Annotated in this window: 19 protein-coding genes; 8 read left to right on the top strand and 11 right to left on the bottom strand. The window is 72.3% G+C overall.

Annotation, left to right across the window (positions count from 1 at the left end; translation table 11 throughout):
* Position 1 precedes the first annotated feature (1 nt).
* On the bottom strand, positions 2 to 814 hold the full coding sequence (locus IE172_RS10990) for an SAM-dependent methyltransferase (RefSeq protein ID WP_190096984.1): 813 nt from the start codon (positions 812 to 814) through the stop codon (positions 2 to 4).
* Positions 815 to 927: 113 nt separating this feature from the next.
* Complete coding sequence (locus IE172_RS10985) at positions 928 to 1,545, bottom strand: TetR/AcrR family transcriptional regulator (protein ID WP_190096983.1); 618 nt, start codon at positions 1,543 to 1,545, stop codon at positions 928 to 930.
* A 238-nt stretch (positions 1,546 to 1,783) separates the two neighbouring features.
* Here IE172_RS10985 and IE172_RS10980 point away from each other — a divergent pair, with 238 nt between their 5' ends.
* The 4 genes from IE172_RS10980 to IE172_RS10965 all read left to right on the top strand — a co-directional run bounded on the left by IE172_RS10980 (position 1,784) and on the right by IE172_RS10965 (position 6,086).
* The gene (locus IE172_RS10980) at positions 1,784 to 2,758 is read left to right on the top strand and encodes a tetratricopeptide repeat protein (protein ID WP_190096982.1); all 975 of its coding nucleotides are present in this window, start codon (positions 1,784 to 1,786) and stop codon (positions 2,756 to 2,758) included.
* 663 nt (positions 2,759 to 3,421) lie between these two features.
* Positions 3,422 to 4,054 (top strand): DUF6230 family protein, encoded by a 633-nt coding sequence (locus IE172_RS10975; RefSeq protein ID WP_190096981.1) that lies wholly within the window; start codon positions 3,422 to 3,424, stop codon positions 4,052 to 4,054.
* Positions 4,055 to 4,171: 117 nt separating this feature from the next.
* A complete protein-coding gene (locus IE172_RS10970; RefSeq protein WP_190096980.1) occupies positions 4,172 to 4,774 on the top strand; it encodes a DUF6114 domain-containing protein in 603 nt (200 codons plus the stop codon).
* Positions 4,764 to 6,086, top strand: coding sequence for a hypothetical protein (locus IE172_RS10965; protein WP_190096979.1), 1,323 nt, complete (start codon positions 4,764 to 4,766; stop codon positions 6,084 to 6,086). The genes IE172_RS10970 and IE172_RS10965 overlap by 11 nt, the downstream gene beginning before the upstream one ends.
* A gap of 84 nt (positions 6,087 to 6,170) precedes the next feature.
* On the opposite strand, the gene pyk is transcribed toward IE172_RS10965, so the two are convergent.
* The 3 genes from pyk to pta form a co-directional block, all read right to left on the bottom strand.
* Positions 6,171 to 7,598: a pyruvate kinase gene (gene pyk, locus IE172_RS10960; protein WP_190096978.1), complete on the bottom strand. Its 1,428-nt coding sequence runs from the start codon at positions 7,596 to 7,598 to the stop codon at positions 6,171 to 6,173.
* A gap of 73 nt (positions 7,599 to 7,671) precedes the next feature.
* Positions 7,672 to 8,883 carry an acetate kinase gene (locus IE172_RS10955; protein ID WP_190096977.1) on the bottom strand — a complete coding sequence of 404 codons (1,212 nt, stop codon included), beginning with the start codon at positions 8,881 to 8,883 and terminating at the stop codon, positions 7,672 to 7,674.
* Entirely contained in the window at positions 8,880 to 10,988 is a 2,109-nt protein-coding gene (pta, locus tag IE172_RS10950) for a phosphate acetyltransferase (protein ID WP_190096976.1), read from the bottom strand. The genes IE172_RS10955 and pta overlap by 4 nt, the downstream gene beginning before the upstream one ends.
* Before the next feature lie 202 nt (positions 10,989 to 11,190).
* Between pta and IE172_RS10945 the strand changes: the two genes are divergently transcribed.
* A complete protein-coding gene (locus IE172_RS10945) occupies positions 11,191 to 12,216 on the top strand; it encodes an ATP-dependent 6-phosphofructokinase (protein WP_190096975.1) in 1,026 nt (341 codons plus the stop codon).
* Between the two features lie 193 nt (positions 12,217 to 12,409).
* Positions 12,410 to 12,901, top strand: a complete 492-nt coding sequence (locus IE172_RS10940) for a hypothetical protein (protein ID WP_229885944.1) — start codon at positions 12,410 to 12,412, stop codon at positions 12,899 to 12,901.
* Positions 12,902 to 12,923: 22 nt separating this feature from the next.
* Here the strand turns inward: IE172_RS10940 and IE172_RS10935 are convergent, their stop codons facing one another.
* The 3 genes from IE172_RS10935 to IE172_RS10925 all read right to left on the bottom strand — a co-directional run bounded on the left by IE172_RS10935 (position 12,924) and on the right by IE172_RS10925 (position 16,226).
* The gene (locus IE172_RS10935) at positions 12,924 to 13,607 is read right to left on the bottom strand and encodes a helix-turn-helix domain-containing protein (RefSeq protein ID WP_190096973.1); all 684 of its coding nucleotides are present in this window, start codon (positions 13,605 to 13,607) and stop codon (positions 12,924 to 12,926) included.
* Between the two features lie 301 nt (positions 13,608 to 13,908).
* On the bottom strand, positions 13,909 to 14,595 hold the full coding sequence (locus IE172_RS10930) for a response regulator (RefSeq protein WP_190096972.1): 687 nt from the start codon (positions 14,593 to 14,595) through the stop codon (positions 13,909 to 13,911).
* Positions 14,592 to 16,226 (bottom strand): sensor histidine kinase, encoded by a 1,635-nt coding sequence (locus IE172_RS10925; protein ID WP_190096971.1) that lies wholly within the window; start codon positions 16,224 to 16,226, stop codon positions 14,592 to 14,594. Before IE172_RS10925 ends, IE172_RS10930 begins: the two co-directional genes overlap by 4 nt.
* Positions 16,227 to 16,401: 175 nt before the next feature.
* On the opposite strand from IE172_RS10925, the gene IE172_RS10920 reads away from it, so the two are divergent.
* Entirely contained in the window at positions 16,402 to 17,793 is a 1,392-nt protein-coding gene (locus tag IE172_RS10920) for a cation:dicarboxylate symporter family transporter (RefSeq protein ID WP_190096970.1), read from the top strand.
* 570 nt (positions 17,794 to 18,363) lie between these two features.
* Positions 18,364 to 20,595, top strand: a complete 2,232-nt coding sequence (locus tag IE172_RS10915; RefSeq protein WP_190097328.1) for a HelD family protein — start codon at positions 18,364 to 18,366, stop codon at positions 20,593 to 20,595.
* Positions 20,596 to 20,605: 10 nt separating this feature from the next.
* On the opposite strand, the gene glgB is transcribed toward IE172_RS10915, so the two are convergent.
* From glgB to IE172_RS10900, 3 genes are all read right to left on the bottom strand, one after another.
* Entirely contained in the window at positions 20,606 to 23,212 is a 2,607-nt protein-coding gene (gene glgB / locus IE172_RS10910) for a 1,4-alpha-glucan branching enzyme (RefSeq protein WP_190096969.1), read from the bottom strand.
* Between the two features lie 34 nt (positions 23,213 to 23,246).
* On the bottom strand, positions 23,247 to 24,665 hold the full coding sequence (locus tag IE172_RS10905; RefSeq protein WP_190096968.1) for a maltokinase N-terminal cap-like domain-containing protein: 1,419 nt from the start codon (positions 24,663 to 24,665) through the stop codon (positions 23,247 to 23,249).
* Between the two features lie 114 nt (positions 24,666 to 24,779).
* The coding region (locus tag IE172_RS10900) for an alpha-glucosidase C-terminal domain-containing protein (protein WP_190096967.1) at positions 24,780 to 25,015 on the bottom strand (236 nt) is incomplete at its 5' end.

Here is a 25,015-nt window from a genome sequence, read left to right as displayed (position 1 = left end):
CTCACGGCTTGCGGGCCACCGCGCCGTAGAGCGAGATCACGGCGCTGTCGTCGGTGCTCTCCCCCTCGGCGAGCTCGGGATGCCAGTCGGTCAGCTGGACCAGGCCGGGTTCGACGAGCTCCAGTCCCTCGAAGAACCGGGCGATCTCCGCGCGGCCGCGCGGAGCGAGCGTGACACCGCCCGCCGCGTACATCGCCACACCGCGGCCGACGCCCTCGGGGTCGAAGTCGGCGGTGAGCTGGGACAGCACCAGGTAGCTGTCCGAGGGGAGGGCGCCGACGAGCTCGGCGACCAGGGCGTACGGGTCGTCCTCGTCGCCGAGGAAGTGCGTCAGCGCCACCAGGGACAGCGCCACCGGCCGGGCGAGGTCCAGGCTCTCCCGGGCGTGCCGCAGGATGCGCCCGGGGTCGCGCACATCGGCCTGGACGTAGTCCGTGACGCCCTCGGGGGTGCTGTGCAACAGCGCCTCCGCGTGCCCCAGCACGATGGGGTCGTTGTCGGTGTACACGATGCGGGACTCGGGCGCGACGCCCTGGGCGATCTGGTGCAGGTTGGGCTCGGTGGGGATGCCGGTGCCGATGTCGAGGAACTGCCGGACGCCCGCCTTGCCGGCGAGCCACCGGGTGACGCGCTGCATGAACCAGCGGTTGGTGCGGGCGATGTGCCGGGCCGTGCCGTCGACGCCCATGATCTGCCGGCCGAGTTCCTCGTCGACGGGGTAGTTGTCCTTGCCGCCGAGGAACCAGTCGTAGACCCGGGCCGGGTGCGGCCGGGAGGTGTCGATCCGTACGGTGACGCGTTCGGTGCCGGTCATGTGCGCCTCCCTGGCCGCTCGGTGTCCCGTGTGCCCCGCTGGGGACGACCGGGATCATCGCAGGGCATCCGGGGCGGCGACAGGCGACTACCGGCCGACCGTGGCCGGTTCGCTCACCCGGGGGCGGCGAGGCCCGACAGCAGGACCCGGGTGAAGCCGTGCACCCACTCCTCGTCCGCCGGTTCGGCGCTGACCAGGGTGCGGTGCACCACCGCGCCGGCCACCATGTCGAAGATCAGGTCGACCGCGCGGGCCGCCTCCCCGGCGTCCCGCTCGGCCGGCAGCTCGCCCCGTTCCTGGGCGCGGGCCCGGCCCGCGAGGACGAGGCGCTTCTGCCGTTCGACGATGGAGGCGCGGATGCGCTCGCGCAGCGCCTCGTCGCGGGTGGCCTCGGCGACCACCGCCATCAGCCCGCTCCTGGCCTCCGGGCGGGCCAGTATCGCGGCGAACTGGAGCACCACGCCCTCGATGTCGGCGGCCAGCGAGCCGCGGTCGGGCAGCTTCAGTTCGTCGAAGAGTTCCGCGACCGCGTCCACGACCAGTTCGTTCTTTCCCGCCCAGCGGCGGTACAGGGTGGTCTTGGCGACCCCGGCGCGGACCGCCACGTCCCCCAAGGTGAGCTTGGACCAGCCGAGTTCGACCAGAGCCTGACGGGTCGCGGCCAGGATCGCGGCGTCCGCGGCGGCGTTGCGCGGGCGCCCGGTGCGACTGGCTGGGGTGCGGCTGGGCATGGCAGGAACCATAACGGGCGGATACCGCGCGGCCGGCCGTGAGGGAGATCACGGCGAGGGCGCGTCCGCGGTGCCCCGGCCGGTATTACGCTACGACCCGTAGCGAAAGCGTGCCCGGCCGGCGCGCCCGAGCGACGACCACGGGCGTGGGGTGGGGACCCGGCGCCAACACCACACGTACGCCTGGGTTTCCCGGGCGTTTTTCACACACGCGCGGGGTACGGGGGAGGATAGACGCATGCAGCCACGGAACATGTCCATGAGCGGGGTCGTCGACCTCGCCGCGGTGAAGGCGGCCCAGGAGGCCAAGGCGAAGGCGGAGCAGGCGCGCGCCGAATCGGCCCGGCAGGGCGGCGGGGGCGCCGTCTCCCCGGCCGACCTCGTGATCGACGTCGACGAAGCCGGTTTTGAACGTGACGTCCTGCAGCGGTCCACCGAGGTCCCGGTCGTCATCGACTTCTGGGCCGAGTGGTGCGAGCCCTGCAAGCAGCTGAGCCCCCTCCTGGAGCGGCTCACCGTCGAGTACAACGGGCGCGTCCTCCTCGCCAAGATCGATGTCGACGCCAACCAGATGCTGATGCAGCAGTTCGGGATCCAGGGGATCCCGGCGGTCTTCGCGGTGGTCGCCGGGCAGGCCCTGCCGCTCTTCCAGGGCGCCGCGGGCGAGGCGCAGATCCGCCAGACCCTGGATCAGCTGGTGCAGGTCGGCGAGCAGCGCTTCGGCCTGACCGGCCTCACCGTCGACCCCGACGCCGTACCGGGCGGCGCGACGCCCGCCCCGGCCGAGGCCGCCGGGCCGTACGACGCCCTGCTGGAGGCCGCCGTGCGGGCACTGGACAGCGGTGACCTCGACGGTGCCGTCCAGGCGTACAGGAACGTGCTCGCCGACGACCCGGGCAACCCGGAGGCCACGCTGGGTCTCGCCCAGGCCGAACTGCTGAAGCGGGTGCAGGGTCTCGACCCGCAGCAGGTGCGCAAGGACGCCGCCGACCGGCCGCGGGACACCGCCGCGCAGATCGCCGCAGCCGACCTGGACCTGGTGGGCGGTCATGTCGAGGACGCCTTCGGCCGGCTCATCGAGACGGTGGCGCGCACGGCGGGCGACGACCGCGACACCGTGCGCGTGCGGCTGCTGGAGCTGTTCGAGGTGGTGGGCGCCGACGACCCGCGCGTGGTCGCCGCGCGGAGGGCGCTGGCGCGCGCGCTGTTCTGAGCCCGGCGGACCCGGCCGCGGCGCCCGGTCCGTACCGGTTCGCCGGTCGGCCGGGCGCGTGGTGCCGGAGGGGTCGAATGGCTCAATGGGGGTCGATGCGGCCGCGCTTTGCCAAATCTTGGTAATCGCGGCCGCTGTTACTGCGAGTAAGTCGCAGGCGTCGATCTGTCGGATTCCGTCCTTCGATCAACGGTTTTGTACGCCCTCCGCGGTGCACCGAGCGTCGCCGGGCGGAGTCTGCGGGTCGCCGCACGGTTATCCGCCCGTTACTAGCGAGTAACGAACCCCCTTGTGCGGGGGCCGAGAATGCACCACGATCGGCGACGCTCGGTCCAATACCCCGCACCCCGACAGCCGGTCGGGCCGCGGGAACCTCTGGGTCCCCACCGGGCAGAGCCGGCGGCAGTGGCGCCGGCTCTTGGACAGGGGGGTCTTCGCCCGTCCGGCGAAGCCTGTCCAGCAGGGTTGTGCGTGATGCGTGTCAGGCGCGACCAGTGGTTGTCGCTCGGGGGTGATCGCCGGTGATTCGGGCGCGTCTCTGCGCCGCCGAGTGCGGGCGCTCTCCTTTCCGAGGACGTAGCACTTCTCCCATCCCTGCCCGGCCCGGCCGCCGTTCATGGCGGCGAGTCAGGACAGGAGATGTACGTCCGAGAAGGAGGAAATATGGAGTCCCAGGTGCGTGGCGGGACCAGATGGAAGCGGTTCGCTGTGGTCATGGTGCCCAGCGTCGCCGCCACGGCGTGCATAGGCGTCGCCCTCGCGCAGGGCGCCCTCGCGGCGTCGTTCAGCGTGTCGGGCCAGTCGTTCAAGGTCACCACGGACGAGCTCGTCGGTACCGGCTTCTCCCAGTACGGTGCCCTCGACGAGGGGTACACCCTCACCGGCCAGAAGACGGTTCACCCCGTCGCGGTCTCGGCGTTCAAGTCCGCGACCATCAAGAACATGTGTCAGTCGGTCGTCACCCCGAACATTCCGGTGCTCGGGAACGTCAGCCTGATGCTGCACGCCGGACAGAGCGAGCCGGTCGAGGCGAAGAACCTCTACATCGACGTCGCCGACCTGAACGCCGATGCGACGTTCACGAACATCGACATCGGTGTGGCCGCCAAGGACGCCAGCAAGGGTCCGGGCATGAAGGGCGGCGGCGAGCAGGCCAACCCCTACGGGTTCGCCCAGCAGGCCGAGAAGGCCGTCCTGAAGGACGTGAAGCAGACGGCGTGGGCGACCACCGCCGGAACCTTCAAGCTCAGCGGTCTGAAGATGTCGCTCTCCAAGGGTGTCAAGGAGTGCTACTAAGCACTCGCTGACGGGCGGGGGAGCCGGTGGCGCCCCCGCCCGTCCACCTTCCCGCCGCGCCTTCACGCGCGGCGCACATCACCACCACAGCAAAGCCGTACCAGGGAGCTGTTTTCCATGAGCGCCGAGACTCCTGCCGCCGCCGGCCAGTTCACCCGCCGCAGGCTGCAGTTCCGCGCCTGGCGGGGCGAGCGGCCGTTCTGGGCCGGGCTGTTCGTCATGCTCGGCGGACTCCCCATCGCCTACTTCCCGTACGCGAACCTCCAGATCGGACACCTGACGCTGGCCATGGCGACCACGGCGGGCGCCGGGTCCCTGATCATCGGTGTGCTGCTCGTCGTCCTCGGCGTCAGTCTCTGGTTCCAGAAGCACGTACGGGTCTTCGCGGGTGTCGCGGCGATCCTGCTGGCGCTGGTGTCCATCCCCGTGTCCAACATCGGCGGCTTCCTCATAGGTTTCCTCCTCGCCCTGGTGGGCGGAGCGATGGCCGTGTCGTGGGCGCCGGGCGCACCGCCCGCCGAGGAGCCGCCGGCGAACGGCGAGGGCCACGGCGCGAGCCCCGAGGGCGCGGCCGCCGGCACCACGGTCCTGGAACCCGCCGACGGCACCGTGCCGACGGGCCACGAGGACCACTCCCACGCGCCCAGGACGCCGGGAGAGAACGACCTGTCAGGAACGAGCCCGGCGAACGGGGCGAACGGGAGGCACAGTGCCGGCTGACGAGGTGACCCACGGGACTGATGTGGAGACGTCCCGTGTGAGAACCGGGCCGCGCCACGCGGCACCCAAGAAGCCGCTGTTCACCAGGTTCCACATGCCTGCCGGCAAAGCGATAGCCATCGCGGCGATGCCCACCGCGGTCCTCATGGGCATGGGCTTCACCCCCACTCTCGCCCAGGCCGACGACCAGCCGTCGTCGAAGAACCTCACGGCCGAAGAGTTCAAGGAGTGCCTGGAGGCCATCGAGGAGGCCGAGAAGGGGGAGAAGGGGGACGCCACCGCGTCGCCCACCCCGTCCGCCACGGCGAGCGACAGCGCCTCCCCGGACGACGAGTCCTCCGCCGAGCCGGCCCCGTCGGCACCCGGGCAGAAGGACACGGACAAGGACACGGACAAGGAAGCGGACTCTTCGCCGGATTCAGGTTCCGACGACAAGCCCGCACCCGAGCCGGCCCCCTCCGCGTCCGCGGCCGGACAGGCCGCCGAGAAGCCGGCCGAACCCGCGCCCGCGCCCTCGGAAACCGACCGCAACGTGCTGGAGGAGATCGGGGACGCCATCAAGGACGTCTTCACTCCGAAGGACAAGAAGGAAGAGGCGAGCCCGAACCCCACCCCGTCCGCCTCCGCCCCGGCGGCCGAGGACAGGGCCGACGCCGCGGAGGAGACCGCCGAGGCGGCGTCCGAACCGGCGAAGGACACCACCGAGGACGCCGGGGACAAGGCGTCCGAGGCGGCGGGGGACACCGAGGACGGGGCGGAGGAGAAGGCCGAGGAGGCGACCGCCACCCCCGAGGCCACCCCCACGCCGAGCCCTTCCGAGACGTCCGGCACCGACCTCGAGGACTGCCCGGTCGCCACCGACGCCGAGGGCGGGGTCGACAACAAGGTCCCGCTGCCCGACGTCCCCTGGCACCTGAACGCCAGCTCGCTGACCCTGAAGGGCGCCGACTACAAGGGCATCGTCGAGGTACGGACCGCGAACGGCACCACCAAGAAGGTGCTGAAGTACATCGTCTCCAACGGCACCGACATCGGTGACCTGCACCAGACGGTCAAGGACGAGCAGTCCGGCAAGACCTACCACGTGCAGGCCGCCAAGGGGTCGACGTCGACCATCCGCGACGGCGACACCCTGATGTACACGGAGAGCATCTCCGGCAAGCTGCTCGGGCTCATCCCGATCACCTTCGACCCGGAGCACCCTCCGCCGCTGAACATCCCGCTGATCTACTTCACCGACGTCACGGTGCAGCAGGCCGGCCAGTTCGGCGGAACCCTGCACATCCCGGGCCTGCACCAGTACGTCAGCTGAGCGTGGCGCGGGACTCCTCCGGGAGCCGGGCGAAGCACCGAGGGCGTCCCCCTTCGCGGGGGACGCCCTCGGTCGTGCGCGCGGTCAGCTGGTCGCGTCGCCCAGGTGGTGGACGCGGACCATGTTGGTGGTGCCCGGGACGCCGGGGGGCGAGCCGGCGGTGATGATCACGGTGTCGCCCTCGGCGAAGCGGTTCAGCTTGACCAGCTCCTGCTCCACCAGCTCGACCATCTCGTCGGTGCTGTTCACGAACGGCACGACGTGCGGTTCCACGCCCCAGCTGAGCGTCAGCTGATTGCGCGTCGACTCGTCCGTGGTGAAGGCCAGGATCGGCTGGGCGACCCGGTAGCGGCACAGCCGCCGGGCGGTGTCGCCGGACTGGGTGAAGGCCACCAGGCCCTTGCCGCCGAGGAAGTCGGCGATCTCGCAGGCGGCGCGGGCCACCGAACCGCCCTGCGTGCGCGGCTTCTTGCCCGGCACCAGCGGCTGCAGGCCCTTGGAGAGCAGCTCCTGCTCGGCCGCCTGGACGATCTTCGACATCGTCCGCACGGTCTCGATCGGGTAGGCGCCCACGCTCGACTCGGCCGACAGCATGACCGCGTCGGCGCCGTCCAGGATCGCGTTGGCCACGTCGGAGGCCTCCGCGCGGGTCGGCCGCGAGTTGGTGATCATCGACTCCATCATCTGGGTCGCCACGATCACCGGCTTGGCGTTGCGCCGGCAGAGCTCGATCAGGCGCTTCTGCACCATCGGGACCTTCTCGAGCGGGTATTCGACGGCCAGGTCGCCGCGCGCGACCATGACGGCGTCGAAGGCCGCCACGACGCCCTCCATGTTCTCCACCGCCTGCGGCTTCTCCACCTTGGCGATGACCGGGACCCGGCGGCCCTCCTCGTCCATCACGCGGTGGACGTCGGCGACGTCCTTGGCGTCCCGCACGAAGGAGAGCGCGACCAGGTCGCAGCCCATCCGCAGGGCGAAGCGCAGGTCGTCGATGTCCTTCTCGGACAGCGCGGGCACGTTCACCGCCGCGCCGGGCAGGTTGATGCCCTTGTGGTCGGAGATGACACCGCCCTCGATGACGATCGACTTCACCCGGGGGCCCTCGACGTCCAGCACCTTCAGCTCGACGTTGCCGTCGTTGATGAGGATCTGGTCGCCGCGGGAGACGTCGCCCGGCAGGCCCTTGTAGGTCGTCCCGCAGATCGTCCGGTCGCCCGGGACGTCCTCGGTGGTGATGGTGAACTCGTCACCGCGCACCAGCTCGACGGGGCCTTCGGCGAAGGTCTCCAGGCGGATCTTCGGGCCCTGGAGGTCGGCGAGGACGCCGACGGCCCTGCCCGTCTCCTTGGCGGCGGCTCGGACCCGGTCGTACCGGCCCTGGTGCTCGGCGTGCGAGCCGTGGCTGAAGTTGAAGCGGGCCACGTTCATGCCGGCTTCGATCAGGGCGACAAGCTGCTCGTGGGAGTCGACCGCGGGGCCGAGAGTACAGACGATTTTCGAACGGCGCATGGGGCGATCCTATCCGTTTGTTTCGCTACGGAATATTCCGTCTGGCGGAAGATACAAATGAGAAAGTCCCTGCTCAGTTGTCCTTTCCGACCAGTGCGTAGGTCTGCTGTGCGATCTCCATTTCCTCGTCCGTCGGCACCACCGCCACCGCCACCCGCGCGCCCTCGGGCGAGATCAGCCGCGCTCCGCCGCCCCGTACGGCGTTGCGCCCGGCGTCGACCGCCAGGCCCATTCCCTCCAGGCCCGCCACGGCCGCTTCCCGCACCGGAGCGGCGTTCTCACCGACCCCGGCGGTGAAGGCCACCGCGTCCACCCGTCCGAGAACGGCGTAATAGGCGCCGATGTACTTCTTCAGACGGTGAATGTAGATGTCGAACGCGAGCTTCGCCTGTTCGTCGCCCTCGTCGACCCGGCGCCGGATCTCCCGCATGTCGTTGTCACCGCACAGCCCGACCAGACCGCTCTTCTTGTTCAGCAGCGTGTCGATCTCGTCGGCGGACATTCCGCCGACACGCATCAAATGGAAGATGACGGCCGGGTCCATGTCTCCGGACCGCGTACCCATCACCAGCCCCTCCAAGGGCGTCAGCCCCATGGAGGTGTCCACGCAGCGCCCGCCCCGCACGGCCGAGGCGGACGCCCCGTTGCCCAGGTGCAGCACGATGACGTTCACCTCCTCGGGCGCCTTCCCCAGCAGCCTCGCGGTCTCCCGGGAGACGTAGGCGTGCGACGTGCCGTGGAAGCCGTAGCGGCGGACGCGGTGCTCGTCGGCGGTCCTCACGTCGATCGCGTACCGGGCGGCCGACTCCGGCATCGTGGTGTGGAAGGACGTGTCGAAGACCGCGACCTGCGGCAGGTCGGGGCGCAGCGTCATGGCGGTGCGGATGCCGGTGAGGTTGGCCGGGTTGTGCAGCGGCGCCACCGGGATCAGCCGTTCGATCTCGGCGAGCACCCGGTCGTCGATCACCGTCGGCTCGGTGAAGTGCATCCCGCCGTGCACCACCCGGTGCCCGATCGCGGCCAGCTCGGGGGAGTCCAGGCCCAGGCCGTCGGCGGCCAGCTCCTCGGCCATCGCCTTCAGGGCGGCGTCGTGGTCGGTGACGGGGCCGGTCCGCTCCCGGGTGTCGCCGCCCGACGCGAGCGGCGAGTGCTTCACCAGGGAGGTCCGCTCGCCGATGCGCTCGATCAGCCCGGTGGCCAGCCGGCTGCTGTCGCCCATGTCCAGCAGCTGGTACTTCACCGACGAGGAGCCGGAGTTGAGGACGAGGACACGGGACGGACTCACTGGGCGGCTGCCTTCTCGCTCGGGGCCGGGGACGTGACCGGCGACTGGGCCTGGATCGCCGTGATGGCGACGGTGTTGACGATGTCCTGGACGAGGGCGCCCCGGGACAGGTCGTTGACCGGCTTGCGCAGACCCTGGAGCACCGGGCCGACGGCGATCGCCCCGGCCGAGCGCTGCACCGCCTTGTAGGTGTTGTTGCCGGTGTTCAGGTCGGGGAAGATCAGCACGGTCGCCTGGCCGGCCACCTCCGAGCCCGGCAGCTTGGTCGCCGCGACCGACGGCTCCACGGCCGCGTCGTACTGGATCGGCCCCTCGACGCGCAGGTCGGGCCGGCGCGAGCGCACCAGTTCGGTGGCGGTGCGCACCTTGTCGACGTCGGCGCCGGAGCCGGAGGTGCCCGTGGAGTACGACAGCATCGCGATCCGCGGCTCCACCCCGAACCGCGCGGCGGTGACCGCCGACTGCACGGCGATGTCGGCGAGCTGCTCGGCGTCCGGGTCGGGGTTGACCGCGCAGTCGCCGTAGACGAGGACCTTGTCGGCCAGGCACATGAAGAAGACCGAGGAGACGATCCGCGCGTCCTCGCGGGTCTTGATGATCTCGAAGGCCGGCCGGATCGTCGCCGCCGTCGAGTGCACCGAGCCCGACACCATGCCGTCGGCGAGGCCCTCCTGCACCATCAGCGTGCCGAAGTAGTTCACGTCGGAGACGACGTCGTAGGCCAGCTCCACGGTGACGCCCCGGTGGGCGCGCAGCGCCGCGTACCGCTCGGCGAAGGAGTCCCGCAGGGGGGAGGCGGCCGGGTCGATCAGCTGGGTGTCGCCGAGGTCGACGCCGAGGTCGGCGGCCTTCTTGCGGATCTGGTCGACGTCGCCGAGCAGGGTCAGCTCGCACACCCCCCGGCGCAGCAGCACCTCCGCCGCGTGCAGCACCCGCTCCTCGGTGCCCTCGGGGAGCACCACCCGGCGCAGGTCGGAGCGGGCCTGTTCGAGCAGCTTGTGCTCGAACATCATCGGGGTGACGCGGTCGCTGCTGGGCGCGGAGACCCGCTGGGTGAGCTCCGCGGTGTCGGCGTACCGCTCGAAGAGGCCGAGCGCCCGCTCCGCCTTGCGCGGGGTGGCCGCGTTCAGCTTGCCCTCCAGGGAGAACAGCTGCTCGGCGGTGGGGAAGCTGTTGTCCGGCACGGAGAGCACGGGGGTGCCGGGGGCGAGCCGGTCGGCGAGGGTGAGGACGTGCTCGCCGGGCACCTCGTCCAGGGTGAGCAGCACCCCGGCTATCGGCGGGGTGCCGGCGCTGTGCGCGGCCAGCGCGCCGACGACCAGGTCGGCGCGGTCGCCCGGGGTGACCACCAGGCAGCCGGGGGACAGCGCGGCGAGGAAGTTCGGCAGCGTGGCGCCGCCGAAGACGAAGTCGAGCGCGTCGCGGGCGAGCCCGGAGTCGTCGCCGAGCACCACCTTGGCGCCCAGGGTGTGCGCGATCTGCGAGATGGTCGGGGCGGAGAGCGCCGGCTCGTCGGGGAACACGTAGCAGGGCACGGGAAGCCGGTTGGCGAGCCGCTCGGCGATCTCGTCGCGGTCCTCGCGGGCGACCCGGTTGACGGCCATGGCGAGCACGTCGCAGCCCAGGGTGGCGTAGGCGCGGTAGGCGTTGCGGGTCTCGGCGCGCACCGACTCGGCGGTCTGCCTGCGGCCGCCGACGACGCTGATCACCGAGGCGCCGAACTCGTTGGCGAGCCGCGCGTTGAGGGACAGTTCGTCGGGGAACTGGGTGTCGGCGTAGTCGGTGCCGAGGACGAGGACGACGTCGTAGTCGCGGGCGACCCGGTGGAACCGGTCGACGAGGGTGGAGACCAGTTCGTCGGTGCCCCGCTCGGCCTGGAGCGTGGACGCCTCGTGGTAGTCGAGGCCGTAGACGGTCGCCGGGTCCTGGGTGAGCCGGTAGCGGGCCCGCAGCAGTTCGAAGAGACGGTCCGGCCCGTCGTGCACCAGGGGACGGAACACGCCCACCCGGTCGACCTGCCGGGTCAGGAGCTCCATGACCCCTAGTTCGACGACCTGGCGGCCGTCGCCGCGGTCGATGCCGGTCACGTACACGCTGCGGGTCACGCGTGCTCTCCGTTTCGTCGGGGGCCGCAAGAGTCAACGCCAAGGCCACAAAAATCACTCACCGAGGTGAGCAGATCCCTCTTGACAATACCTCCGGCGCTGGCTAGCACGCCCGCCTGTCCGGCGTCGGCGCCGCGGTGGGGGGCATGAAACAATCGGGACTGGCTCACAGATATCCACAGCGACCAGGAGACACAGCGCGATGCGTATCGGAGTTCTCACCGCAGGCGGCGACTGCCCCGGCCTGAACGCAGTGATCCGGTCGGTCGTGCACCGCGCGATCGACAACTACGGCGACGAGGTCATCGGCTTCGAGGACGGCTACTCGGGCCTGCTCGACGGCCGCTACCGCGCCCTCGACCTCGACGCGGTCAGCGGCATCCTGGCCCGGGGCGGGACCATACTCGGCTCCGCCCGGCTGGAGCGCGACCGACTGCGCGAAGCCTGCGAGAACGCCTCGGACATGATCCGCGACTTCGGCATCGACGCGCTGATCCCGATCGGCGGCGAGGGCACGCTGACGGCCGCGCACATGCTGTCGGAGGCGGGCCTGCCGGTGGTCGGCGTCCCGAAGACGATCGACAACGACATCTCCTCCACCGACCGCACCTTCGGCTTCGACACCGCCGTCGGTGTCGCCACCGAGGCGATGGACCGCCTGAAGACCACCGCCGAGTCCCACCAGCGGGTGATGGTCGTCGAGGTCATGGGCCGGCACGCGGGCTGGATCGCCCTGGAGTCGGGCATGGCCGCCGGCGCCCACGGCATCTGCCTGCCGGAACGCCCCTTCGACCCGGCCCAGTTGGTGAAGATGGTCGAGGAACGCTTCTCCCGCGGCAAGAAGTTCGCGGTGATCTGCGTCGCCGAGGGCGCCCACCCGGCCGGCGGCACCATGGACTACGGCAAGGGCGAGATCGACAAGTTCGGCCACGAGCGCTTCCAGGGCATCGGCACGGCGCTGGCGTACGAACTGGAGCGCCGCCTCGGCAAGGAGGCCAAGCCGGTCATCCTCGGCCACGTCCAGCGCGGCGGCGTGCCGACGGCGTACGACCGCGTCCTGGCCACCCGCTTCGGCTGGCACGCGGTGGAGGCCGCGCACCGGGGCGAGTTCGGGAACATGACCGCGCTGCGCGGCACGGACATCGTGATGGTGCCGCTGGCGGAGGCGGTCACCGAACTCAAGACGGTTCCGGGCGACCGGATGGACGAGGCGGAGTCGGTCTTCTAGGAAGCTCCTCGCGGGCGATGCCGGGAGCGCGACGCGGAAGTGCGCAGGACCGGTGCGGCGGTGACCGCTCCTCGGTAGGTTCGGTCCGTGCCGCCTTCGCAGCGGCACGGACAGTCGCCTGCCCGGCGGATCCCTCCGCGCGGGCCTTCCTCCTGGAGCCGCTGTGTCCGTGCGGACCCGTACCACCCTCCCGATGGCCCTGCTCCTGTCGGCCGTGTGTGCGGCCGGGACGCTCACCGGCTGCACGCTGCGGGACCTCGCCGAGGACTGCGGGGGGACCGACGGACGGGTGGGGGAAGTGGCCGCGCTCGGCATCCTCGACTCCCGGCCCGCCGGGGCCACCGTCGCCCGGGGCTTCGAAGACGTCGACGCCGGCTGCTGGGCGGACAGCGGCGACGTCTCGGTGTACGCCGACCGCACCTACGCCTTCCCGGGGACGCGGGCCGAAGTGGCCGCGCACTACCGGACGGCGGCGGTACGGGACGGATGGGCCCCGGACCCCGGGGTCGTCTCCGACGACGGCCTGTGCTTCGCCAAGGAGGAGATGGCCCTGCGGATCGTCTTCCTCACCGCCGAGGGCCTGGCGGAGGACGGCCACGGCAGCCGCCCCGACCTCACCACCGGAGCCGGCTACGCGATCAACGTCGACGCGCCGGTGGACGAGGGCGGCGAGGCGGGCTGCTAGCCGCCGAGGGGCACGCCTTCCTTCAGGGGCCCGCGCCCTCGACCGCCGACCAGAAGTGGTCGACGATCCGGTCGAGGAAGTCGTCGCCGCCCCGGCTCTGGGGGCCGGCCGTGCGGTGCCGGTAGTCCCGGTGCAGTCGGTGCAGGGCCTCCTCCAGCAGGCGCCGGTCCAGTGGCGCGATCTTCGACAGCGGCCGTACGTGGGCCTGCCAGCGGGTCGTCACCGCGCCGCGCAGCAGCTCCGCGAGCTGGTCCTCCCGTCCGGTGACGGCGACGAGGCCGGCCGGGGACAGGGCGAGCACCCGGGCCAGGGCGGCCGACTGCCGCTCGGTGCCACGCCACCGGCCCGTCTCCTCCATCCGCAAGTAGGCGTGCAGTTCGTGGCCGACGGTGCGCGCCACGTCCTCGGGCGCCAGACCACGGGCGACACGGTGCTCGCGCAAGGTGCGCGGCCGCCCGATGAGTTCACCGGGCGAGCACCACAGCACACCGGCCAGCGCGGTCAGTTCGGGGTGGGACGGGGTGGCGGTCCCGCGTTCCCAGGCGGCGACGAGGACGGGCGTCACGTGCGGCAGCCCGTAGGAGCCGCGCAGGGCGTGGGCGACATGGTCCGGGCCCACGCCCAGGGCGGTCCGCAGCCGGCGGGCGGCGGAGGAGTCGAACGGCGGCGGCGGACGGCGGTCGGGACGAGCGGAGGGTCGCTGCACGGCCCCAAGCTAGGGCCGTACGCAGGGGATGACTACGGTCTGTTCGGCCAGGATCACTCATGGTGGGAAGGCGCGGCCACCGGCGGCTCCGGTCGCCGGGCCGCGGGGCGGACGGTCCCGCGGAGCCTCCCCGCGACGCGGGAAACGCGAGCTCAACGGACATGTGCACCCTCCGGCGTCGGAGCGGCGCACGCACGGACGTCCGGGACTCGAATCCGGGTGCGACCGCAATTCCCGCACGCGGCCCCCGCGCGACCGCCGCCCGCGCGGCGCAAACCGACCGCCCCGGACTCGGGGAACCTCAGCCTCCGCTCACCCACCGGTACTGGAGCTCCGGCCGCCCCACCGTCCCGTACTGCGGGCGGCGGACGGCGCGGCCCGCGTCCACCAGGTGTTCCAGATAGCGCCGGGCGGTGATGCGGGAGATGCCGACCGCCTCCGCGACACCGGCGGCCGTCAGGCCCTCACCGGCGTCCCGCAGCGCCACGGTCACCCGCTCCAGGGTGGGTGCGCTCAGCCCCTTCGGCAGCGCGGCCGGACCGGGGGCGCGCAGCGCCGCCAGCGCCCTGTCCACCTCCTCCTGTCCGCTGGCCTCGCCCACCGCCGCGTGGAACTCGGTGTAGCGCAGCAGCCGGTCCCGCAGGGTCGCGAACGTGAACGGCTTCAGGACGTACTGCACCACCCCGAGCGACACCCCCTCGCGCACGACCGCGAGGTCCCGGGCGGAGGTCACCGCGATCACGTCGGCGTGATGGCCCGCCGCCCGCAGGGAGCGGGCGAGCTGGAGGCCGTGCACGTCGGGCAGGTGCAGATCGAGGAGGAGCAGGTCGACGGGCGTGCGTTCCAGCGCCCGGCGCGCCTCCGCGCCGGTGTGCGCCTTGCCGACCGCCACGAACCCGGGCACCCGGCCGACGTACATCACATGGGCGTCGGCGGCGACCGGGTCGTCCTCGACCACCAGCACCCTGATGGGCTGCCCCGCGGTCATACGGCGCCTCCCGCGGCCCGCGCGACCGCGGGAGCGCCGAGCGGCAGCCGCACCTCGAACACCGCGCCGCCCTCCTCGCCGGAGGTCACCGACAGCGCCCCGCCGTGCCGCGTCACCGCCTGCTGGACGAGCGCCAGGCCCAGGCCCCGCCCGCCGGGACCGGACGGCTTGGTGGTGAAGCCCCGCCGGAAGACCGCCTCCGTCCGGTCCGGGTCCACCCCGGGGCCGGTGTCGGACACCCGCAGGATCAGCCGGGAGACGTTCTCGGTGAGCGCCGTCACCGTCACCCGGGGACGCAGCCCGCCCTGCGCCGCGTCCACGGCGTTGTCGATCAGATTGCCGAGGATGGTCACCAGGTCCCGGGCGGGCAGGGAGTCCGGCAGCAGTCCGTCGTCCAGGCGGCTGTCGGGCGACACGACCAGCTCCACGCCCCGCTCGTTGGCCTGGGCCGTCTTGCCCAGCAGCAGCGCCGCGAGGACCGGCTCGCTCACCGCGGCCACCACCTGGTCGGTGAGCGCCTGCGCCAGCTCCAGCTCGGCCGTCGCGAAGTCCACGGCCTCCTCGGACCGGCCCAGCTCGATCAGCGAGACCACGGTGTGCAGCCGGTTCGCCGCCTCGTGCGCCTGCGACCGCAGCGCCTGGGTGAAGCCGCGTTCGGAGTCCAGCTCACCCATCAGCGACTGGAGCTCGGTCACGTCCCGCAGGGTCACCACCGAGCCGCGCCGCTGGCCCCCGGTGACCGGTGAGGTGTTCACCACCAGCACCCGGTCCGCCGTCAGGTGCACCTCGTCCACCCGGGGCTCCGAGGCGAGCAGCGCGCCCGTCAGCGGCGCCGGGAGGTCCAGCTCCGCGACCGATCGGCCCACCACGTCCTCCTCCTGCTCCACGCCCAGCAGCACCCGGCCGCCGTCGTTGATCAGCGCCACCCTGTGCTGCCCGTCCAGCATCAGCAGCCCCTCGCGCACGGCGTGCAGCGCGGCCTGATGGTAGTCGTGCATGTGGCTGAGCTCGGCGGCGTTCATCCCGTGGGTGTGACGCCGCAGCCGGGCGTTGATGACGTACGTGCCGACCGCGCCGAGTCCGAGCGCGCCGGCCGCGACCGCGAGCAGCGCGGTGAGCTGTCCCCGGACGCGCTGGCTGATCTCCTCGACGCGTATGCCGGCGCTGACCAGTCCGACGATCCGCTCGTCGTCCAGGACCGGGGTGACCGCGCGGACCGAGGGGCCGAGGGTGCCGGTGTAGGTCTCGGTGAAGGTGCGGCCCTGGAGCGCCGGGCCGGTGTGGCCCTGGAAGACCAGGCCGATCTGGGCCGGGTCGGGGTGGGACCAGCGGATGCCCCGCGGATCCATGATCGTCACGAAGTCGACGTCGGTGTCGCGCACCACGGCCAGCGCGTACGGCTGGAGCTCCGCCGACGGGTCGGGGGTGCGGATCGCCTCGCGCACGGACGGCGAGTCGGCGACGGCGAGGGCCACCGAGGTGGCCTGGAGGCCCGCCGCCTCCTCGGCCTGGTTGCGGTCGCTGACGTAGCTGAACAGCGCGTACCCGGCCACGACGACCGCGATGAGCACGGCCTGCATGGCGAAGAGCTGGCCCGCGAGGGAGCGGGGCAGGGGGAGGGTCAGGCGCATTCCGCCAGTCTGCCTCGCCGTTCCGCGGTGAACTAAATGAACGGAAGGGTGACCGCGCTCACAGGGCGCGGCATAGTCACGGCGTTCCCCCAGGGCCGGACGGGCCCTGAACCCCCATCCCCCGGACGTGAGCCGCACGCCGGTGATGCCGACGAAGACGTCAAGGAGGGCCGCCGTGACCAGCACTGCCGCTACGGCACCAGCCGCACCCGAAGCCAAGCGGGACCGCACGCACTATCTCTACATCGCGGTGATCATCGCGGTCGCCCTCGGTATCACCGTCGGTCTGGTCGCTCCCGACTTCGCGGTCGAGCTGAAGCCGATCGGTACCGGGTTCGTGAACCTGATCAAGATGATGATCTCGCCGATCATCTTCTGCACCATCGTGCTGGGCATCGGGTCCGTGCGGAAGGCCGCCAAGGTCGGCGCCGTCGGCGGCATCGCCCTCGGCTACTTCATGGTGATGTCGGTCGTCGCGCTCGGCATCGGCCTGGTCGTCGGCAACATCCTGGACCCGGGTACGGGCCTCGCGGTCACCGACGCGGTCAAGGAGACGGGCCAGGCCCAGGTCGACGCCGAGGCCAAGTCCACCACCGACTTCCTGCTCGGCATCATCCCGACCACGATCGTGTCCGCCTTCACCCAGGGCGAGGTCCTGCAGACCCTGCTGGTCGCCCTGCTGTGCGGGTTCGCGCTGCAGGCCATGGGCAAGGCCGGCCAGCCGGTCCTGCGCGGTATCGAGCACATCCAGCGGCTCGTCTTCCGGGTCCTCGCCATGATCATGTGGGCCGCCCCGATCGGTGCCTTCGGCGCCATGGCCGCCGTCACCGGAGCCTCGGGCGTGGACGCGCTGAAGAGCCTCGCGGTGCTGATGCTCGGCTTCTACATCACCTGTGTGCTGTTCATCTTCGTGGTGCTCGGCGCGATGCTGCGGCTCGTCGCGGGGCTGAACGTCTGGTCGCTGTTCAAGTACCTGGGCCGTGAGTTCCTGCTGATCCTGTCGACCTCGTCCTCCGAGTCGGCGCTGCCGCGCCTCATCGCGAAGATGGAGCACCTCGGCGTCAGCAAGCCGGTCGTCGGCATCACCGTGCCGACCGGCTACTCCTTCAACCTCGACGGCACCATGATCTACATGACCATGGCCTCGCTGTTCATCGCCGACGCCCTGGGCACGCCGATGTCGATCGGCGAGCAGATCCCGCTGCTGCTCTTCCTGCTGGTCGCCTCGAAGGGTGCCGCCGGTGTGTCCGGTGCCGGCCTCGCCACGCTGGCCGGCGGTCTGCAGTCGCACAAGCCGGCCCTGGTGGACGGCATCGGCCTCATCGTCGGCATCGACCGCCTGATGAGCGAGGCCCGCGCCCTGACCAACTTCGCCGGCAACGCCGTCGCCACGGTGCTGATCGGCACCTGGACGAAGGAGATCGACAAGGACCGGGTGGCCGATGTCCTCGCCGGCCGTGCGCCCTTCGACGAGACGACGCTGCTGGACGACCACGGCGGCGACGCCGGGCAGGCCCCCGCCGAGCTGCCCGCGAAGGGCGGCGACAAGGAGCTGGCCAGGGCCTGACGGCCGGGGCCACTCCCCGCACACCCCGGGCGGCCGGGTGCTCCCCCGTAGCCCGGCCGCCCGGCCCCGGAGGTCCGCGGCCCCCGCCCGGACCTCCGCCACCGCCGAGCGGCCAGGCTCCCACCCCCCGGTGAGCCTCGGCCGCTCGGCTCTTTCCCGTCCCGGCCGCCCTTGCCCTGACGCCGACGTCGAGGCCCGCGTTCGTACCCATGGGAATCGGCGAGCCGGCCGCACGGGCCGCGGTACCCGCCGTGCCGGCGATTGCGCCGGTGCTGAGCGGGCCGGCGGCGGAGGAGGAGGGCCGGCCGAAGGTCGTCCGGCTGAACGTGGGCGCCGACCCGGACGCAGGCCCGAACGGCGGCTGCTCGCGGAGCCGGCGGACGTGCTCCGACCTGCGGGCAGGGCGTCGGAGGACACAAATGAACCCCCGGGCAATTGCGCTCGGGGGTTTTCCTTGCGTATATTCATTGATTCGCGACTTCTCATCAGGGAAATCGCGGTGAAGTCCAGTGAGCACAGTATATCCGGGCGGGAGTGCAATTGTCAAACACCGAATTTCCGGACGATGAATTGCGGCAGGAACAGGAATTCATCGACGGACTGTACGCACGCGTGGACGTCCTGCGCGGTGACGCCGAGGACTCCGTCACGGACGCGCTCGCGCAGGGCCACACCCCCCGGCAGGCCAGGCTGGAGCGGGACATCCTCGTCGCCGAGCGCTCCGGGCTGCTCGCCGCGCTGAACGCGGTCGACGGCTCGCTCTGCTTCGGCCGGATCGACCTCGCCTCCGGCGCGACCCACCACATCGGCCGCATCGGCCTGCGCGCCGACGACGCCGAGCGCACGCCCGTCCTCATCGACTGGCGCGCCGGGGTCGCCCGCCCGTTCTACCTGGCCACCGGCCACACCACGATGGGCCTCAGGCGCCGCCGGCACATCGCCACCGAAGGGCGGCGGGTCACCGCCCTGCACGACGAGATCCTCGACCTCGGGGACGAGACCCGTACCGGCCACGAGGACCCCACCGGCGACGCCGTCCTGCTCGCCGCCCTCGACTCCGCGCGCACCGGCCGCATGGGCGACATCGTGCGCACCATCCAGGCCGACCAGGACCGCATCATCCGCGCCCCGCACCGCGGGGTCATGGTCGTCGAGGGCGGCCCCGGCACCGGCAAGACCGCCGTCGCCCTGCACCGCGCCGCCTACCTCCTCTACGAGCACCGCGAGCTGCTGGCCCGCCGCGCCGTCCTGATCGTCGGCCCCAACCCGGCGTTCCTCGGCTACATCGGCGAGGTGCTGCCCAGCCTCGGAGAGACCGGTGTGCTCCTGGCGACCGTCGGCGAGCTGTACCCCGGCGTGCGGACCACCCGCACGGACACCCCCGAGGCCGCCGCCGTCAAGGGCCGCGCCGAGATGGCGGACGTCCTCGCCGACGTCGTGCGCGACCGGCAGACGCTGCCCGACCCGGTGATCGCGATCGAGCACGACCGCGAGGTCCTCATGCTCGACGACGGGCTGGTCAACGTCGCCCGCGAACGCACCCGCGCCACCGGGCTGCCGCACAACGTGGCCCGCGAGCACTTCGAGGGGCACGTCCTCAACGCGCTCACCGACATGGTCGCCGAACGCATCGGCACCGACCCCTACGACGGCTCCAACCTGCTCGACCCCAGCGACATCACCCAGATCCGCGACGAACTCGCCGAGAACCCGGAGGTCCGGTCGGCCGTCGACCGGCTGTGGCCGCTGCTCACACCCGAGCGCCTGGTCGCCGACTTCCTCGCCGCCCCCGAGGGGTACCTGTCCGACGAGGACGCCGCGGCCGTCCGCCGCCCGGTCACCCGGCACTGGACCGTCTCCGACGTGCCCCTGCTGGACGAGGCCGCCGAACTGCTCGGCGAGGACGACCGGCTCGCCCGGGAGCGGGCCGAGCGCGAGCGGCGGACGCAGATCGCCTTCGCGCAGGGCGTCCTCGACGTCTCCTACGCCTCACGCACCTTCGAGTTCGAGGACAAGGAGGACGACGACCCGGACTCCTCCGAGGTGCTGTCCGCGCACGACATCATCGACGCCGAACGCTTCGCCGAGCGCCACGAGGAGGAGGACCACCGCAGCGCCGCCGAACGCGCCGCGGCCGACCGCACCTGGGCGTTCGGGCACATCATCGTCGACGAGGCGCAGGAGCTGTCCCCGATGGCGTGGCGGCTGCTGATGCGGCGCAGCCCCACCCGCTCCATGACCCTGGTCGGCGACCCGGCGCAGACCTCGGAGGCGGGCGGCGTCGGCTCCTGGGCCGACATCCTCACCCCGTACGTCGAGGACCGCTGGGAGCACACCCGGCTGGGCGTCAACTACCGCACCCCGGCCGAGATCATGGACGTGGCCGCCGCCGTGGTGCGCGCCGGGCACCCCGGCTTCGAGCCGCCCGGATCGGTGCGCTCCACGGGTGTGCGGCCCTGGGCCCGCGCCACCGGCGACCTGCCCGGCGCGGTCGCCGAGGCCGTCGCCGAACTCACCCCCGACGAGGGCCGCCTCGCCGTCATCGCCCCGCGCGAACTGCACCGCCCGCTGGCCGCCCGGCTGGACGGGGTGACGGCCGGCGCCGAGCCGGACCTGACGCACGACGTCGTCCTGCTCGACCCGCACCAGGCCAAGGGGCTGGAGTTCGACTCGGTCCTGGTGGTCGAACCGGGCCGCTACGGCACCAGCGACCTGTACGTGGCGCTCACCCGCGCCACGCAGCGGCTCGGTGTGCTGCACACCGGGCCGCTGCCGGAGCCGCTGGCCGCCGCCCTGAACTGAGCGGCGGCGCTCAGGCCGGGCGCAGCCACACCGTCGCCAGGGGCGGCAGGGTCAGCCGGACGCTCGCCGGGAGGCCGTGCCACCCCCGCGGCTCCGGCTTGACCGGGTCGGGGGTGGTGACGTCACTGCCCCCGTAGCGCCCGGCGTCGGTGTTCACCGCCTCGTGCCAGGCCGGCACGTCCTCGGGGACCCCGATCCGGTAGTCCTGCCGCACCACCGGGGCGAAGTGCGACACCGCGAGCAGCGGGGAGCCGTCGGAGTCGTAGCGCAGGAACGCGAACACGTTGTCCTCGGCGGCGTCCCCGGCCACCCACCGGAAGCCGGACGGGTCGGTGTCGCCCTGCCACAGCGCCGGGGTGTGCCCGTACACGGTGTTGAGGTCGCGCACCAGGTCGCGCACCCCGCGGTGGTCGGCCTCGGCCCCGTAGTGCGGGTCCAGCAGCCACCAGTCCGGGCCGTGCACCTCCGACCACTCCGCGCCCTGCGCGAACTCCTGCCCCATGAACAGCAGTTGCTTGCCGGGGTGGGCCCACATGAAGGCCAGGTAGGCGCGCAGGTTGGCGCGCTGCTGCCACCAGTCGCCGGGCATCTTCGACACCAGGGACCCCTTGCCGTGCACCACCTCGTCGTGGGAGATCGGCAGCACGTAGTTCTCGCTGTAGGCGTACACCATCGAGAACGTCATCTCGCCGTGGTGGTAGCGGCGGTGGACCGGCTCGTGGCTCATGTACTCGAGCGAGTCGTGCATCCAGCCCATGTTCCACTTCAGCCCGAACCCCAGCCCGCCGAAGCCGCTCGGGCCCTCGTGGTGGGTGGCCCGGGTGACGCCGTCCCAGGCCGTGGACTCCTCCGCGATCGTCACGACCCCCGGCACCCTGCGGTACAGGGTGGCGTTCATCTCCTGGAGGAACGCCACCGCGTCCAGGTTCTCCCGGCCGCCGTGCTCGTTCGGCGTCCACTGGCCCGGCTCGCGCGAGTAGTCGAGGTAGAGCATCGAGGCGACCGCGTCGACGCGCAGCCCGTCGATGTGGAACTCCTCGCACCAGTACAGGGCGTTGGCGACGAGGAAGTTGCGCACCTCGCGCCGCCCGAAGTCGAACTCCAGCGTCCCCCAGTCGGGGTGGGCGGCCCGCAGCGGGTCCTCGTGCTCGTACAGCGGACGCCCGTCGAACTCGGCCAGCGCCCACTCGTCGCGCGGGAAGTGCGCGGGCACCCAGTCCATGATCACGCCGATGCCGGCCCGGTGCAGGGCGTCGACCAGGTACCGGAAGTCGTCCGGGGTGCCGAGGCGGGCGGTGGGTGCGTAGAACCCGGTGACCTGGTAGCCCCAGGAACCGCCGAAGGGATGCTCGGCGACCGGCATCAGCTCCACGTGCGTGAAGCCGAGGTCCTTCACGTACGAGGGCAGTTGGTCCGCGAGCCGGCGGTAGGTCAGCCCGGGACGCCAGGAGGGGAGGTGCACCTCGTAGACGGAGAACGGCGCCCGGTGGGCGGGTACGCCGGCCCGGCGCTCCAGCCACTCGGCGTCGCCCCACTCGTACGCCGACGAGGTGATGACGGAGGAGGTGGCCGGCGGGACCTCCGTACGGCGGGCCAGCGGGTCGGCGCGCAGGGTCTTCGAGCCGTCGGGGCGGGTGATCTCGAACTTGTACAGCTCGCCCTCGCCGATGCCCGGCACGAACAGCTCCCACACCCCGGTCGCGCCCAGCGACCGCATGGGGAAGCCGGTACCGTCCCAGAAGTTGAACGAACCGGCCACCCGCACCCCGCGCGCGTTCGGCGCCCACACCGAGAACCGGGTGCCGGTGACGCCCTGGTGGGTCATCGGGTGCGCGCCGAGCACCGTCCACAGCTCCTCGTGGCGGCCCTCGCCGATCAGATGCAGATCGAGCTCGCCGAGCGTGGGCAGGAAGCGGTAGGCGTCCTCCGTCTCCTGCACCGTCCCCTCGTACGTCACCAGCAGCCGGTACGCCGGCACCTCGCGCAGCGGCAGCAGGCCCGAGAAGAACCCGTCCCCGTCGTCGTGCAGCTCGACGGTGAGGCCGCCGGAGACGACGCTCACGGCCCGGGCGTACGGACGGAACGCCCGGAAGACGACCCCGCCGGGCACCGGATGCGCGCCGAGCAGGGAGTGCGGGGCGTGGTGGGTGCCGTTCAGCAGCCGCTCCCGGTCGGCGGCGTCGAGGGCGGGGGAGACGGCGATCTCCAGATCCATCTCGGGCGGGACGGGCGGGACGGGCGGGACGGGCGGGACGGGCGCCGGGGCGGTGGTGTCCCGCACGGCCTGCCTCCCCGCGGGGCCCTTCCCGGCCGGGGCGGCCTTCCCGGCCTTCCCGGCCTTTCCTGCCTTCCCGGCGGACCCGGCGGCGCCCTTTCCCGCACCCTTCGCCGCGGTCTTCTCCGCCGCCTTCTTCGCGGCCTTCCTCACCGTCGACTTCTCGGTCGCCGCCTTCTTGACCGTGGCCTTCGCCGCCGCGGCCGTCTTCTTCGCGGGGACCTTCTTCGCGCCGGTCTTCTTCACGGCTGCCTTCTTCCGCGCGGGCGCCGGTGGCTCGGTGCTCCGCTGGTCGGCCGGCTGCTCCGGCTGCGAACCGCTGGACGTGGGGCGGGGGGTCACGGGCGAAGCCTCCTGGGCGAAGGTCGGGGTCGGGTCAGATCCGGTCGGGCGAGGCCAGCCGGTGCGCGGCGGCCAGCGGTACGGGGAGCCAGTCGGGTCGGTGCCGGGCCTCGTAGACCGCCTCGTAGACCGCCTTGTCGGTCTCGTACGCGCGCAGCAGCACCGGCTCGGTGCGCGGATCCCGGCCCGCGGCCTCCGCGTACCCGGCGCAGTACGCCGCCCGGCAGTGCGTGGCCCAGTCCGGCTGCGGCGGGTCCGACGAACGGGCCGCGTAGTCGAAGGACCGCAGCATGCCGGCGACGTCCCGCACCGCCGGCTGCGGCATCCGCCGCTCCGCCAGCGGCCGGGCCGGTTCCCCCTCGAAGTCGATCAGCGACCACTCCCCCGCCGGGGAGCGCAGACACTGCCCGAGGTGCAGGTCGCCGTGCACCCGCTGCGCGGTCCAGGTGCGCCCCTCGGCGGCCAGGTCGTCCAGTGCCGTGTACGCGGAGCGCAGGCCGTCCGCGTACGGCCGCAGCGCGGGCACCGCGTGCACGGCGGCCTCCAGCCGCTCGGTCATGCCGTCGACGAGGGACCGCAGCTGGGCGGGGCCCAGGGTGACCGTCGGCAGCGCGCGGGCCAGCGCGGTGTGCACCTCGGCGGTGGCCCGGCCGAGCGCCCGCGCCTCGGCGACGAAGTCCTCACCCTTGGCCAGCTCCCGCAGCGCCAGCTCCCAGCCGTCCGTCGCGCCCTGCACGAACGGCTGGAGCACCCCCAGGACGTACGGTTCGGCCGCGGGCGGCGGGCCGGGCGACTCGTCGGGGTCCGCGACCATCCAGGCCGTCGGCGGGGGCACCCGGGGGCAGCCCTCGCGGGCCAGCGCCAGCGGAAGCTCCAGATCGGGGTTGATCCCGGGCACGATCCGGCGCAGCAGCTTCAGGATGAACGTATCTCCGTAGACGACCGACGAATTCGACTGCTCGGCCGTCATCAGGCGCGGAACCAGGCCGGAGCGGATCTCCTGGCGCGGGTCGCGGTCGAAACGAAGCCCGCCGATCCGGGCCCGGGTGCGCAGGGCCTCCAGGAGCAGTTCGGCGGGCCGGGTGTCGTGCAGGGCCTCGTAGACCGTCCGTCCGGCCAGCGGGCCCCGTGTCACATGACCGATCAGCGCGGGCGCGAGCCGGGGCGGCAGCGCCTCGCGCACGCCTATCAGCAGCTGGTAGCAGTCGCCGGGCCGGTCCTGGCCGGTGTGCCCCGGCTGGAGCGGCTGGTGGGCACGCACCAGCAGGTGGTACAGGCCCAGCTTGGCACTGGGCGGCAGCAGCTCGGTGGCCGCGACCAGGGCGAACCCGGTGACCGGCCTGCCCTTGCCCGCGAACCAGCGCTGCCGCGGCAGCCACTCCCTGAGCAGTGGATCCAGTGACGCAAGGAGGCCGGGCGGTGTCGTGACGGTGCGGGTGACGGCTTCCGACATGGCGTCGCGTCCTCTCCCCTCTTTTCGGCGCGCCGCACGAGGGCGCCGCCGGTGGGCGGGGTGTTACTGATGCGTGCCCAGGGCGGGCCGGTGAAAACCGCCCCGCCCCGGGTTCTACGCGGCGTCCTTGCGGAGCCGGAACCAGTAGAAGCCGTGCCCGCCGAGGGTCAGCAGGTACGGCAGCTCGCCGACGGCCGGGAAGCGCACCCCGCCGAACAGCTCGACGGGGTGGCGCCCCTCGAAGGCGCTCAGATCGAGCTCCGTGGGCTGTGCGAAGCGTGAGAAGTTGTTGACGCAGAGCACCAGGTCGTCCTCGTACTCCCGCAGGAAGGCGAGGACGGCGGGGTTGG

Source organism: Streptomyces griseoflavus, assembly GCF_014649995.1.
Taxonomy (GTDB): domain Bacteria; phylum Actinomycetota; class Actinomycetes; order Streptomycetales; family Streptomycetaceae; genus Streptomyces; species Streptomyces griseoflavus.
The sequence above is the reverse complement of the archived record's forward strand: the minus strand, read 5'-3'. Positions and strand labels throughout refer to the sequence as shown.

Coding starts and splice junctions, on each gene's coding strand:
- IE172_RS10990 (WP_190096984.1), bottom strand. CDS start 814: ATGACCGGCACCGAACGCGTCACCGTACGGATCGACACCTCCCGGCCG.
- IE172_RS10905 (WP_190096968.1), bottom strand. CDS start 24,665: ATGTCGGAAGCCGTCACCCGCACCGTCACGACACCGCCCGGCCTCCTT.
- IE172_RS10945 (WP_190096975.1), top strand. CDS start 11,191: ATGCGTATCGGAGTTCTCACCGCAGGCGGCGACTGCCCCGGCCTGAAC.
- IE172_RS10970 (WP_190096980.1), top strand. CDS start 4,172: ATGAGCGCCGAGACTCCTGCCGCCGCCGGCCAGTTCACCCGCCGCAGG.
- IE172_RS10975 (WP_190096981.1), top strand. CDS start 3,422: ATGGAGTCCCAGGTGCGTGGCGGGACCAGATGGAAGCGGTTCGCTGTG.
- IE172_RS10985 (WP_190096983.1), bottom strand. CDS start 1,545: ATGCCCAGCCGCACCCCAGCCAGTCGCACCGGGCGCCCGCGCAACGCC.
- IE172_RS10925 (WP_190096971.1), bottom strand. CDS start 16,226: ATGCGCCTGACCCTCCCCCTGCCCCGCTCCCTCGCGGGCCAGCTCTTC.
- IE172_RS10980 (WP_190096982.1), top strand. CDS start 1,784: ATGCAGCCACGGAACATGTCCATGAGCGGGGTCGTCGACCTCGCCGCG.
- pyk (WP_190096978.1), bottom strand. CDS start 7,598: ATGCGCCGTTCGAAAATCGTCTGTACTCTCGGCCCCGCGGTCGACTCC.
- IE172_RS10930 (WP_190096972.1), bottom strand. CDS start 14,595: ATGACCGCGGGGCAGCCCATCAGGGTGCTGGTGGTCGAGGACGACCCG.
- IE172_RS10940 (WP_229885944.1), top strand. CDS start 12,410: ATGGCCCTGCTCCTGTCGGCCGTGTGTGCGGCCGGGACGCTCACCGGC.